10 protein-coding genes and 3 tRNA genes are annotated in these 12,284 nt (G+C 35.3%); 8 read left to right on the top strand and 5 right to left on the bottom strand.

The genetic code is table 11. The features are described from left to right. The first annotated feature begins 1 nt into the window (after position 1). Positions 2–301 (top strand): PilZ domain-containing protein, encoded by a 300-nt coding sequence (locus tag GQS55_RS11555; protein WP_159820664.1) that lies wholly within the window; start codon positions 2–4, stop codon positions 299–301. A 76-nt stretch (positions 302–377) separates the two neighbouring features. Here GQS55_RS11555 and cspD read toward each other — a convergent pair whose 3' ends face one another. Then, positions 378–596, bottom strand: coding sequence for a cold shock domain-containing protein CspD (gene cspD, locus GQS55_RS11550; RefSeq protein WP_159820663.1), 219 nt, complete (start codon positions 594–596; stop codon positions 378–380). A 245-nt stretch (positions 597–841) separates the two neighbouring features. Between cspD and clpS the strand changes: the two genes are divergently transcribed. Then, entirely contained in the window at positions 842–1,162 is a 321-nt protein-coding gene (gene clpS / locus GQS55_RS11545; protein WP_159820662.1) for an ATP-dependent Clp protease adapter ClpS, read from the top strand. 54 nt (positions 1,163–1,216) lie between these two features. Continuing rightward, positions 1,217–3,478: an ATP-dependent Clp protease ATP-binding subunit ClpA gene (gene clpA / locus GQS55_RS11540; RefSeq protein WP_159820661.1), complete on the top strand. Its 2,262-nt coding sequence runs from the start codon at positions 1,217–1,219 to the stop codon at positions 3,476–3,478. Positions 3,479–3,843: 365 nt separating this feature from the next. On the opposite strand, the gene GQS55_RS11535 is transcribed toward clpA, so the two are convergent. Beyond that, entirely contained in the window at positions 3,844–5,298 is a 1,455-nt protein-coding gene (locus tag GQS55_RS11535; RefSeq protein ID WP_159820660.1) for a phospholipase D-like domain-containing protein, read from the bottom strand. 48 nt (positions 5,299–5,346) lie between these two features. Between GQS55_RS11535 and GQS55_RS11530 the strand changes: the two genes are divergently transcribed. The 3 genes from GQS55_RS11530 (at position 5,347) to GQS55_RS11520 (ending at position 7,430) form a co-directional block, all read left to right on the top strand. After that, entirely contained in the window at positions 5,347–5,805 is a 459-nt protein-coding gene (locus GQS55_RS11530; RefSeq protein ID WP_159820659.1) for a hypothetical protein, read from the top strand. A gap of 331 nt (positions 5,806–6,136) precedes the next feature. Next, positions 6,137–7,090 carry a DnaJ C-terminal domain-containing protein gene (locus GQS55_RS11525; RefSeq protein WP_159820658.1) on the top strand — a complete coding sequence of 318 codons (954 nt, stop codon included), beginning with the start codon at positions 6,137–6,139 and terminating at the stop codon, positions 7,088–7,090. Positions 7,091–7,094: 4 nt separating this feature from the next. Beyond that, positions 7,095–7,430 (top strand): chaperone modulator CbpM, encoded by a 336-nt coding sequence (locus tag GQS55_RS11520; RefSeq protein ID WP_159820657.1) that lies wholly within the window; start codon positions 7,095–7,097, stop codon positions 7,428–7,430. A gap of 290 nt (positions 7,431–7,720) precedes the next feature. Here GQS55_RS11520 and GQS55_RS11515 read toward each other — a convergent pair. The 3 genes from GQS55_RS11515 to GQS55_RS11505 form a co-directional block, all read right to left on the bottom strand. After that, positions 7,721–7,796, bottom strand: a tRNA-Asn gene (locus GQS55_RS11515). 136 nt (positions 7,797–7,932) lie between these two features. Beyond that, positions 7,933–8,008 (bottom strand) — tRNA-Asn (locus tag GQS55_RS11510). 41 nt (positions 8,009–8,049) lie between these two features. Beyond that, a tRNA-Asn gene (locus GQS55_RS11505) sits at positions 8,050–8,125 on the bottom strand. Between the two features lie 492 nt (positions 8,126–8,617). Between GQS55_RS11505 and GQS55_RS11500 the strand changes: the two genes are divergently transcribed. Continuing rightward, positions 8,618–10,006: an MATE family efflux transporter gene (locus GQS55_RS11500; RefSeq protein WP_159820656.1), complete on the top strand. Its 1,389-nt coding sequence runs from the start codon at positions 8,618–8,620 to the stop codon at positions 10,004–10,006. After that, positions 10,003–12,030 carry an excinuclease ABC subunit UvrB gene (gene uvrB, locus GQS55_RS11495; RefSeq protein ID WP_159820655.1) on the top strand — a complete coding sequence of 676 codons (2,028 nt, stop codon included), beginning with the start codon at positions 10,003–10,005 and terminating at the stop codon, positions 12,028–12,030. The genes GQS55_RS11500 and uvrB overlap by 4 nt, the downstream gene beginning before the upstream one ends. Positions 12,031–12,284 lie beyond the last annotated feature (254 nt).

Below are 12,284 nucleotides of genomic sequence, written 5' to 3'. Positions count from 1 at the left end.
AATGATAAATTTTGATGATAAACGTAATTTCTATCGCATGATGTTGAATACTGAAGTAGTTGTTACCATAATTGATGATGAAAGCAATAGTCAGATAAAAGCGACTTGTCGAGACTTAAGCGCTACAGGAGTAGCTATTGAAATTGATCATCCTATTGCCATGTCTACTCATGTAAAGGTTAGGCTTAATTCTGCTTCTGAGCAAATACAGTCACTTGATATACTTGGTAAAGTTGTCCGTATTGATGAAGAATGCGATAGCTTATATTTAATTGGCATAGCAATAGAGGAGTTAGATTAAAACTTTTTTATTGTTATAAATTTTCTACAATATAAATAAATTTTATATTGTAGAAAATGATATAGGTAATTATTTATTAATCTAATTGTTCGTCAGTGGGCTTTATACTTGCAGCATGATGTCCTTTAGGGCCATCATTTAGTTCATAATTAACATCTTGACCAGCTTTAAGTGTGCGATAACCCTCCATTTCAATAGTTGAATAGTGAGCGAAAATATCATCTCCACCACTATCAGGACGAATAAAACCAAAGCCTTTTGCGTTATTAAACCATTTAACTGTACCGTGAGCCATACTTCTACTTCCTCTATATCCTTTAGTATTATATGTCTTGCTATATATCAATTTTATAATTGATTTTAGCCCCTTAAAAAGAGAGATATAATGAAGCATAGACACAATTAAGTACGTGGCTAAAAAACAACCACTTAATGAATCGTAGATAAATTAAAAGATTAGTCAAGTGAATAAAGAAAAAAAACATTTTTTTTTACAAATAAGTTACAGCAAAAGTTATCAGCAGAGACTAATATAAAGATATGAGTAATTGGAAAGAGTTAATTGACAACCATGAGTTTATTGAAGAAGAAATAAAAGATGAAGTAGAAAAACCACCGAAATACCATGTTTTTTTACTTAATGATGATTATACACCAATGGATTTTGTTATTGATGTACTGTGTAAGTTTTTTCATAAAAATTCAGATGAAGCTACCGACATTATGTTAACCGTTCATTATGAAGGAAAAGCGCTTTGTGGCACATATACTGCTGATATAGCTGAAACGAAAGTAGATCTTGTAGCACGTTATGCACTGGATAATGATCATCCATTAAAGTGCGTTTTAGAAAAGGCTTAATGTTCTCTTTTTTATTTAAAAGAGAAATTAGCAAGGAATTAAATTGGAGTACCTATGCTTAATAAAGATTTAGAAATTTCCCTTAACTTAGCTTTTCGTCAAGCAAAAGAGTATCGTCATGAATTTATGACGGTTGAACACTTATTATTAGCACTATTAGATAATCCTTCAGCTATTGAAGTGCTAAAGGCCTGTGGTGCAGATCTCAGTAAGATACAAGCTAATTTACTTGAATTCATTCAAGAGACTACACCGGTAATTCCAGCTGAAGAAGAAGAAAGAGAAACTCAACCAACTCTGGGATTTCAACGTGTATTACAACGCGCTGTTTTTCACGTCCAATCTTCAGGTAAGAGTGAAGTAAATGGTGCTAATGTTTTAGTAGCCATCTTTAGCGAGCAAGAGTCTCAAGCCGCTTATATATTGAAGAAAGCAGATATTAGCCGTTTAGATATTGTTAATTATATTTCACATGGTATTGCTAAAATTGGTAATGATTCGAGTAATTCACCTTTAGAAGACGGTGAACAGGTTACTGAAGAAGAACCACGTACTATTGAAAATTTCTCTGTTAACCTCAATGAAGAAGCATTAAAAGGGAATATAGATCCTTTAATTGGCCGAAGCAGCGAGCTTGAAAGAACCTTACAAGTATTAAGTCGTCGACGCAAAAATAATCCTTTGTTTGTAGGTGAGGCTGGTGTAGGTAAAACTGCAATAGCTGAAGGCTTAGCAAATATGATTGTTAACGAAGATGTACCTGAGTTTTTAAGTAACGCAACAATATACTCTCTTGATATGGGCGCTTTACTTGCAGGCACAAAATATCGTGGTGATTTTGAAAAACGTTTTAAAGCGTTGTTAAAAGATCTGGAAACTGATGAAAATGCCATTTTATTTATTGATGAAATTCATACTATTATTGGTGCTGGTGCAGCTTCTGGCGGAATGTTAGATGCTTCTAACTTACTCAAGCCATTACTGTCAGCGGGTAAGCTTCGTTGTATGGGCTCGACTACTTATCAAGAATACCAAAGTGTATTTGAAAAAGATCGTGCACTAGCAAGACGTTTTCAAAAAATAGATATTGTTGAGCCAAGTGTTGAAGATACCACTAAAATATTACAAGGTTTGAAAGAAAAGTATGAATTGCATCATGGTATTCGTTATACCAATGCAGCTTTACGTGCAGCAGCACAATTGTCAGATAAATATATAAATGAGCGTTTTTTACCTGATAAAGCCATTGATGTTATTGATGAAGCCGGTGCTAAACAGCAGCTTGTTGCTCCTTCAAAACGTAAAAAAACGATCAGTAATACCGATATTGAAAGTGTTGTCGCGACAATGGCTAGAATTCCGGAGAAATCAGTTTCATCGACTGAGAAAGATAGCCTTAAAATGCTAGATCGCAACTTAAAATTAGTTGTTTTTGGTCAAGATCAAGCAATAGAAGAGTTATCATCGGTAATTCGTCTTTCACGTGCAGGATTAGGTGATGACGAAAAACCAGTAGGATCTTTCTTATTTGCCGGACCAACCGGTGTTGGTAAAACAGAAGTAACAAAACAATTAGCTAAAATCTTAGGTGTTGAATTGTTACGCTTTGATATGTCGGAATATATGGAAAAGCATGCGGTTAGTCGCTTGATTGGTGCTCCTCCTGGTTATGTAGGATATGAGCAAGGTGGTTTACTTACTGATGCAGTCATAAAGCATCCTCATGCTGTTGTCCTGCTTGATGAGATAGAGAAAGCGCATGAGGATGTGTACAATATTTTATTACAAGTGATGGATCATGGGACATTAACTGACAATAATGGACGTAAAGCTGATTTTAGAAATATTATACTAGTGCTTACAACCAATGCTGGTGTTCAAGAAACTGTTCGTCAGTCTATTGGCTTTAAACAACAAGATCATAGCTCAGATGCCATGAGTGAGATTAATAAAGTATTTTCGCCTGAATTTAGAAACCGCCTTGATAATATCGTTTGGTTTAATCATCTTGATAATGAAGTGATTCAGCAAGTAGTTGATAAGTTTATTGTTGAACTACAAGCGAAACTTGATGAAAAAGGTGTTTCATTAGAATTAACACGTGATGCTAAAAAATGGTTAGCTGAACATGGCTACGATAAAACAATGGGCGCTCGTCCAATGTCTCGCTTGATTCAAGAGAAGCTTAAAAAAGAGTTGGCTAATGAGTTACTCTTTGGCGAGTTAACTAATGGCGGTGTTGCTAAGGTAGGTGTTAAGAAAGACAAGTTGGTTATTTCATTTGAAAATAAAAAAGAGCTAATTTCTGAAAAATAAAAATTAACTCAGCTAACTGTTAAAATTAAAGTCTTATATTCTTATCGAGTATAAGACTTTTTTATTGTATAAAATAATGGATTAAACGAATGATACAAGAGGGGAAATGACGAGCAAAAGAAAGTGTAACAGTGTTGGATTGCTTCCTATAATAAGATTAAATATCTGTTATACATGAGATATTTAAAACAATCCCACCAGTCTATCTTTTTACATTTAACTGTATTTCAAAGTAATATTTTCAATTTTGGTCCCAGCTCTACTTTTAAGCATTCCCCATAATCTTTAGGGAGCCTACTATGCTACATCGGCTTTAAAACCTTAATGTATTTGGTAGTAGTAATACGTAGTATTAAGTATAGCGATTATAAATAGGATGAAAATAGGCGAAACAAATTATTGCGAATTTTTCTGTAGATCGACAAACTACTAATGTTAGTTTTATCAACCAGTCGAGAGTTTTGTTTTTTTAAGGTGAAAATATCACTTAACTCGCTATTGAGAGCCGTATCAAAACATTCAAGATTAATTTCAAAATTTAACTCTAAGCTTCTAGCATCCCAGTTGGAAGAGCCTATAAATGACCATATATCATCAATAATAACTATTTTACTATGATCAAAAGGCCTTGTGTTTTTATATATTTTTATCCCATGCTCCATTATTCTTAAAAAATTAGCTTCCATTACCCAGTCTAAAAACCATATATCTGTGTGCTCTGGAATAATAATCTCAATTAATACCCCTCGTAATGCCGCGGCGTGAAGAGAAGTCATTAATGTATGGTCAGGCACAAAATATGGTGTAATAATTTTGACACTTTTTTGTGCACAAACTAAGGCATTAATTAATGTCCAACGTATTCTATTATGGTGCTCGTCTGGACCATCTTGAATAACGCGAGCAACCACAGGCCTATCAGCATTATTTTTTTCTGGGGTAGCACGATACTGAGGAAATTGAAGTACTTCTTGTGTTGCAAAAAACCAATCTTCGATAAATACCTGACTAATCTGATCAATTACAGGGCCTGTTACTTTAAAGTGAACATCATCGATGGGGTTTTCTGCCAACTTAACAATATTATTTTGACTGACATTCATCCCGCCAATATAAGCTTCTTCACCATCAACACAAAGTATCTTTCTATGGTTTCTAAGATTAATGAACCGAATGCCCGTTAGTGAAATTGCCGGCAAAAAACGCATAGCTTTTATGCCTTGTTTTTTTAAAGCACGATCTGATTTATGCCAACCATAGCCAATGCCTATACCGTCTAATAAAATATTTACAATCACACCTCTTTTATGTGCAACGGTTACAGCTTGGATAAATTGTCGGCCAATTGAATCATAATCGAAGATGTAACTTGATAAAACAATATGATGTTTCGCAGATTCAATCGATTTAATCATGGCAGGATAGGCCATATCTCCATTAATAAGCGGTTCAATACTGTTATTTGCAACATAATTGATAGAATGAATAGAGTGACCAGATGTAATGATTGAATGCCAGTTTTTAGGGATATTGGTAAACTTTTTTTGCTTACCTTGTTGGCTGAAGCTTTTTTTAAGTGTATTAGGGTGTTTTTTTTGGGCTAAACGTTTGATGCGATTTATGCCAAATAGCCAATAAAATAGGCTTCCAACAACGGGTGAAAGTATCACTAGCCCAATCCAAGCCAATGAAGTGCGTTCATTTTCTTTAAAAAGAAGTACGTGTACTGATGTCACAAGAGATAAGCTAATATGAAAGATAACTATGATCGTTACCCAATGGGTAGTGAGCCATTGAACCAATGTTTCGAATAATTGCATAATACCCAACTCAAATAATGTGAAACTAAGTAATAACGGATAACAAAGATGCTTAAAGAATTTTACAATATTATCTCAACCTATCTAATAGGAATCGTTGATTTCGATTATATTTTTGTAATTTTTTTAGCAACCACATCTGCTTCAATTGCATATTTTATGGCGATAACTTACATCATTACACAAATGGATTCACAATACTTTATCCGTAAAGATATCCCGAATGATATCGCTAATAAAAAGAAACAATTAACGTCAATGAGTCGCAGCATAACCTACGTAATTAGCATAGTAAAAGTCATGATTGGAATAGTCTTGATTGTGTCTGGTATCGTGATGTTAGTGCTACCTGGCCAAGGCATAATAACATTATTAATCGGTCTGAGTTTAGTGCCATTTCCTGGTAAGAATAAGATTGAAAAAAATCTACTTGCTCGAAAATCAGTGCAGCATTCTCTAAATTGGATCAGAGTAAAAGCCAATAAACCCCTTTTTATTTTTGAGTAACATGATGGAGTATTATTCTTCAACTCTAACTCTAATAGAGTACACATATATCAAAAATATCACGGATTAAGCGCTAGTATGAAATTTTCGTTCTACGATATTTCACTTTATAACTTTATAACTTTATAACTTTATATCTTTATATCTTTATATCTTTATATCTTTATATCTTTATAACTTTATAACTTTATAACTTTTTATTGATTTGTATTGTCATTGTGATTAAAAGATCTTTTATCTATAGCCAGTAAGCGCATAATGATTTATGAAGTTTATGCTATTCATCGTTTTATAAAATATATTTTGTTAACGGGCCGCACTGGAGTGATTTATGGATTTTAAAGATTATTACAAAGTAATGGGGATCAATCGAGATTCAACGTCGGATGAAATTAAGCGTGCCTATAAAAAGTTAGCGAGAAAATATCATCCTGACGTTAATAAAGCTGCTGACGCAGAAGTTCGTTTTAAAGAGGTTGGTGAAGCATACGCAGTACTAAAAGATCCCGATAAACGTGCTTCTTATGACCAGCTTGGAAACGACTGGCAATCAGGACAAGATTTTAATCCACCACCTGATTGGGATGCTGGATTTGAATTTAAAGATGGTGGGTCAAGCGGAGCAAGTCAGGCAGGCTTTAGTGATTTCTTTGATTCATTATTTGGTAAAGGATATAGCTCACAGAAACCAAACAATCAACATCAAGCTGATTATAAGGCCCGTGGTGAAGATTACCATGCTAAAGTGGTGATTGATCTTGAAGACGCATACCTTGGCGCAACAAGGAGTATTGTACTTCAGTCACCGGAATTGGATAAGCAAGGGCATGTTGTAAATAAAAAACGTACCTTGAAAATTAAAATTCCCAAAGGTGTCAAAGAAGGTCAACGTATTCGATTATCCGGTCAAGGTACGCCAAGTCACGGGGGAGGGGCTGCAGGAGATCTTTACCTAGAGTTATCATTCAATACTCATTCTATTTATCGTGTGGTCGAGCATGATGTATATCTCGATTTACCCATTACTCCTTGGGAAGCTGCGTTGGGTGCAACGGTTAAAGTGCCTACACCATTAGGTCCAGTAGATTTAAAGATTGTACCTGCGACAAAAAGCGGCCAGAAGCTACGTTTAAAAGCGCGTGGTATTCCTGCTAAAACAGCGGGTGATTTATACGTAGTGACTCAGATTGTTTTACCACCGGCCGATAGTGAGGCTGCTAAAGCGATCTATAAAAAAATGCAAGATGAATTAGACTTTAACCCTCGAACCTTATTAGGAGTATAAACTAATGAAAGAAATAATATTAGACGGTGTACTTATCGATGACGAGGCTGAATTTTCTCTTGAGGAACTGTCTTATGCGTGTTCAAGTTCTACAGAATGGGTTATAGCACTAGTTGAAGTTGGAGTATTAGACCCTATTAATTACCAAGCAACACCAGTAGAACAGACGAGCTGGATATTTTCGGTTTATAGTTTTAAACGTGCTCGAATGGCTATGAGGCTTCAACGGGATCTTGGTGTTAATCAAGCAGGGATCGCTCTTGCTTTGGATTTACTAGAGAAAATTGAAACATTAGAGTCAACATTAGCGGTGTGTAATGAACCAGTGACACATGCCTAGCTAATAATGAGTACAGTTCATCGCTATGTTCTTTATTGTTTGAATCAGCTTGAGTTATAAAGGAATAAATTTTAGGCAATAAAAAAGGCTACGATTTCTCGTAGCCTTTAATGTGGCTCCCTGCTCTTTGTATAATAAGGGCTCAAGCCAGTGACACATGCCTGGCTAATAATGAGTACAGTCCATTGCTATGTTCTTTATTACTTGAGTCAGCTTGAGTTATAGGGTTAGTTATAGGGGAATAAATTTTAGGCAATAAAAAAGGCTACGATTTCTCGTAGCCTTTAATGTGGCTCCCCAAACTGGGCTCGAACCAGTGACACATGGATTAACAGTCCATCGCTCTACCAACTGAGCTATTGGGGAATAAACTTTTACATGAGCTCGTTACTTCTCATTCTTTAATATGGCTCCTCAAACTGAGCTTGGGAAACCAACAGCGACACATGTTATTATTAGAGAGTACAGTCCATCTCTCTACATTTGTCGTTGTTTTAAAATGTGGCTCCCCAAACTGGGCTCGAACCAGTGACACATGGATTAACAGTCCATCGCTCTACCAACTGAGCTATTGGGGAATAAACTTTTACATGAGCTCGTTACTTCTCATTCTTAAATTTGGCTCCCCAAACTGGGCTCGAACCAGTGACACATGGATTAACAGTCCATCGCTCTACCAACTGAGCTATTGGGGAATTTCTTTCTTTCGATTGCGTGTTAACCATCTCGGCTAACGGGGCGGAATATTAAAGACCTGACGGCAAACTGTCAACACTAAAATAAGAAAAAAATGAATTATTAGTTTGTTTGCTCAAATTGCGCTCAGTAACGTTAGTTTCTCGTCGCTTCTTGACTGTTTTGTACGCATGGTATTTTAATCACTTAGAAAACATGATGAAAATGTAGTTATCCACGAAACTTGTGGATAACTATGTGAGTTAAATTGTAAAAACTAGTAACATTATCGTTTTGCTTAGCGTGTAGGTAAGTCAACAACAAAATGAATGTTTTATTTAGTATTTGTTTATCAGTAGGTTATGTGTTTTTTGTGCTTTTATTAGCACTTTAGGTTGCTTTTTAATCAGCTGGATATTTCATTGCATTTACTGTGAATTTCTTTTGCTTTTGATTACAATAGCAATTGTTAAACTTATGTATTATCACCAGGAATTTTCTAAAATTTATTAATGACGTCAAATAAAAAAATAAAAAATAATAAACAACCGATCAATTTACTCAAAGATCCCGTTGGTAATACAATTAAACGAATGACCATCCCGATGATTTACGGCATGATTTTGTTAATGACTTTTAATTTAGTCGATACATTTTTTGTTAGTATGTTGGGTACACAGCCATTAGCCGCCATTAGTTTTACTTTTCCTGTTACCTTTACTGTTATTAGTTTAATGATTGGTTTAGGTATAGGTACCTCTGCAGTTATTGCTAAATTTTTGGGGCGTGATGATCATGAGTCGGCAAAAGACTCAGCCACAGCGGCTTTATATATGTCAGCAATTGTCGTTGTTATGTTGTCATTTGTTGGTTATTTATTTACTGACGAACTTTTCACTCTACTTGGTGCAAACCAATCATTATTACCTTTAATTCATGAGTACATGGATATTTGGTACTTAGGCAGTGTGTTTCTGATTGGACCTATGATTGGTAATGCGGTGCTTAGAGCATCAGGTGATACTAAAACACCTAGTATAGTGATGGGTAGTTCGGGCTTAATTAATGCTGTGCTTGACCCTATATTCATTTTTGGCTTTGGCCCAGTGCCAGCAATGGGAATTGAAGGTGCCGCTATAGCTTCATTAATTTCTTGGGTTGTTGGCTTCTTACTGGTATTGATTATTCTCACAAAACAAAAAAACTTAATTCATACGCATATAATTCCCATGAAACAATTAATAGCTTCATGTCGCGGTATATTGAAAATAGGTTTACCTGCTGCAGGTGCTAATATGTTAACACCAATTGCTGCAGCTATTATGACTGCTATTGCTGCTAGTTATGGTGAATCTGTTGTGGCTGGCTTTGGGGTTGGCTCTCGTATAGAGTCTATAGCTTCATTAGTCGTTTTAGCAATGACAATGACATTGCCCCCCTTTATTAGCCAAAACTTTGGTGCAAATAACATGGAGCGTGTTGAACAAGCCTATAAAACATCTATTAAGTTCATTATGTTTTGGCAAATACTTATTTATGTGATCTTAGTTATAACCGCGCCTTTAATTGCATCTGCTTTCGCTAAAGAGAAAGAAGTAGCAGATATTATTGTATTATTTATGTGGATTTTACCATTAGGGTACGGTCTTCAAGGTGTAGTGATTATAACTAACTCATCTTTTAATGCGCTTCATAAACCTATTATTGCTTTGATATTAAGTATTATAAGATTATTTATTTGTTATGTACCTTTAGCGTACTTAGGTAGTTATTTATATGGTTTACACGGATTCTTTATTGGGGCCTTACTTGGTAATTTAGTGATGGCATTTATATCTTATCGATTATTCACTAAGCAGTTTAAAAATGATGAGTTTATTACTAAGGAACAATTGTCTTGAAAGATGATTTATTTAAAGAAGTAACGGTAAAGTCACTAAAATTAGAATCTGATTATATACCGAGTGGTGATCAGCCAACCGCTATTAAGCAATTATTAGAGGGTATTGAATCGGGCTTAGCTCATCAGACTTTATTAGGTGTTACGGGCTCAGGTAAAACTTTCACTATTGCGAACGTTATCGAAAAGCTTAATCGACCAACAATGTTATTAGCACCAAATAAAACTTTAGCGGCTCAGCTTTATGGTGAAATGAAAGAGTTTTTCCCAAACAACGCTGTGGAATATTTTGTGTCTTACTATGACTATTATCAGCCTGAAGCTTATGTACCAACGACAGACACTTTTATTGAAAAAGATGCCTCGGTTAATGAACATATCGAACAAATGCGTTTGTCGGCAACCAAGGCCTTATTAGAGCGCCGTGATGTTATTATTATTGCATCTGTTTCGGCTATTTATGGTTTGGGCGATCCTGATTCCTATTTAAGAATGATGTTACATATTAGCGTAGGTGACATCATTAATCAGCGAGATATATTACGTCGCTTAGCAGAATTACAATATAAACGAAATGATCTTGCTTTTGCACGTGCAACTTATCGTGTACGTGGTGATGTTATTGATATTTTTCCAGCAGAATCAGATCGTCTTGCACTGCGAGTAGAATTGTTTGATGAAGAAATTGAACGTATTAGTCAGTTTGATCCTTTAACCGGGCAAGTTGAACGTACTTTAGCGCGTGTTACTGTGTATCCGAAAACTCATTATGCAACACCACGCGATAAAATATTATCGGCAGTAGAAAAAATAAAAGTAGAGCTAAAAGAGCGCTCTCAGTTCCTTAAAGACAATAATCGTTTAGTAGAAGAGCAACGAATATCTCAACGTACTCAGTTTGATATCGAAATGATGACCGAACTTGGTTATTGCTCGGGTGTTGAAAACTACTCACGTTATTTATCTGGTCGTGAAGCGGGTGAAGCGCCGCCAACGTTGTTTGATTATTTACCCGATGATGGTTTACTTATTATTGATGAATCACATGTTACTGTGCCACAAATTGGCGCCATGTATAAAGGTGATCGGTCACGAAAAGAAAATTTAGTGCAATATGGTTTTAGACTTCCTTCTGCACTTGATAATAGACCGATGAAATTTGAAGAGTTTGAAGCTTTATCACCGCAAACTATTTATGTATCAGCTACACCGAGCAATTATGAAATTGAAAAGTCAGCTGGCGATATCGCCCAGCAAGTTGTTAGACCTACTGGTTTATTAGATCCAGAAATTGAAGTACGCGATGTAGAAACACAAGTTGATGATTTACTGTCAGAAATTAATAAACGATTACCATTAAACGAACGTGTTTTAGCTACGACGCTAACGAAGCGTATGGCGGAAGATTTAACGGATTATTTAGATGAACATGGTATTAAAGCACGTTATTTACATTCTGATGTTGATACTGTTGAGCGTGTTGAAATTATTCGAGATTTTCGCTTAGGTAAATTTGACGTGCTGGTAGGAATTAACTTATTACGTGAAGGCTTAGATATGCCTGAAGTTTCGCTTGTTGCGATACTTGATGCGGATAAAGAAGGTTTTTTAAGATCAGAGCGCTCCTTAATTCAAACGATTGGTCGGGCAGCACGTAACCTTAATGGTAGAGCAATTTTATATGCGAGTAAAATCACTAAGTCTATGCGTAAAGCGATTGATGAAACTGAACGCCGTAGAGGAGTACAACATCAATATAATCTTGACAATAATATTACGCCCAAAGGTGTTATCCGTAAAATAACAGATGTAATGGATGTTGGTGATTTTAGTAAGTCAAAAGCGTTAGATCAGGTTGCCGAGAAAGTAGCTAACTATCAAGCCTTAACGACAAAAGAAATTGACAAAAAGATTATAGAGCTAGAAAAAGCAATGTATTCACATGCGCAAAATCTGGAGTTTGAGAAAGCTGCGGCAACACGTGATGAAATTGCTAAATTAAGAACTCAACAGCTAAATACTTAAAGATTGAATTAGCAATGCTACATAATTATGTATTTTATTGAGTCTTTAATCATTACCTATTAATGCTAATTTAAACACTTAACCTTAATGACTGAAGGTTAATTACGGCAAATTATTTGGGATAAACAATAGAATATTTACCTATTATCTTTGCTATGGCGAAGCAATTACAATTGTTCAAATAGCTAATTTCATTAATGACTTTGTCTTGCATATCAGGGGGTAATAATAGTATCTGTTCAAGATAGATATGT

Origin of the sequence: Colwellia sp. 20A7 (assembly GCF_009832865.1) — a bacterium.
GTDB lineage: Bacteria > Pseudomonadota > Gammaproteobacteria > Enterobacterales > Alteromonadaceae > Colwellia.
Note: the sequence above shows the minus strand (reverse complement) of the source record. Positions and strands in the feature narration are given on the sequence as shown.

Excerpts from the sequence above, each read along its gene's own strand:
- GQS55_RS11555 (WP_159820664.1), top strand. The coding sequence starts at position 2 with ATGATAAATTTTGATGATAAACGTAATTTCTATCGCATGATGTTGAAT.
- cspD (WP_159820663.1), bottom strand. The coding sequence starts at position 596 with ATGGCTCACGGTACAGTTAAATGGTTTAATAACGCAAAAGGCTTTGGT.
- clpS (WP_159820662.1), top strand. The coding sequence starts at position 842 with ATGAGTAATTGGAAAGAGTTAATTGACAACCATGAGTTTATTGAAGAA.
- clpA (WP_159820661.1), top strand. The coding sequence starts at position 1,217 with ATGCTTAATAAAGATTTAGAAATTTCCCTTAACTTAGCTTTTCGTCAA.
- GQS55_RS11535 (WP_159820660.1), bottom strand. The coding sequence starts at position 5,298 with ATGCAATTATTCGAAACATTGGTTCAATGGCTCACTACCCATTGGGTA.
- GQS55_RS11530 (WP_159820659.1), top strand. The coding sequence starts at position 5,347 with ATGCTTAAAGAATTTTACAATATTATCTCAACCTATCTAATAGGAATC.
- GQS55_RS11525 (WP_159820658.1), top strand. The coding sequence starts at position 6,137 with ATGGATTTTAAAGATTATTACAAAGTAATGGGGATCAATCGAGATTCA.
- GQS55_RS11520 (WP_159820657.1), top strand. The coding sequence starts at position 7,095 with ATGAAAGAAATAATATTAGACGGTGTACTTATCGATGACGAGGCTGAA.
- GQS55_RS11500 (WP_159820656.1), top strand. The coding sequence starts at position 8,618 with ATGACGTCAAATAAAAAAATAAAAAATAATAAACAACCGATCAATTTA.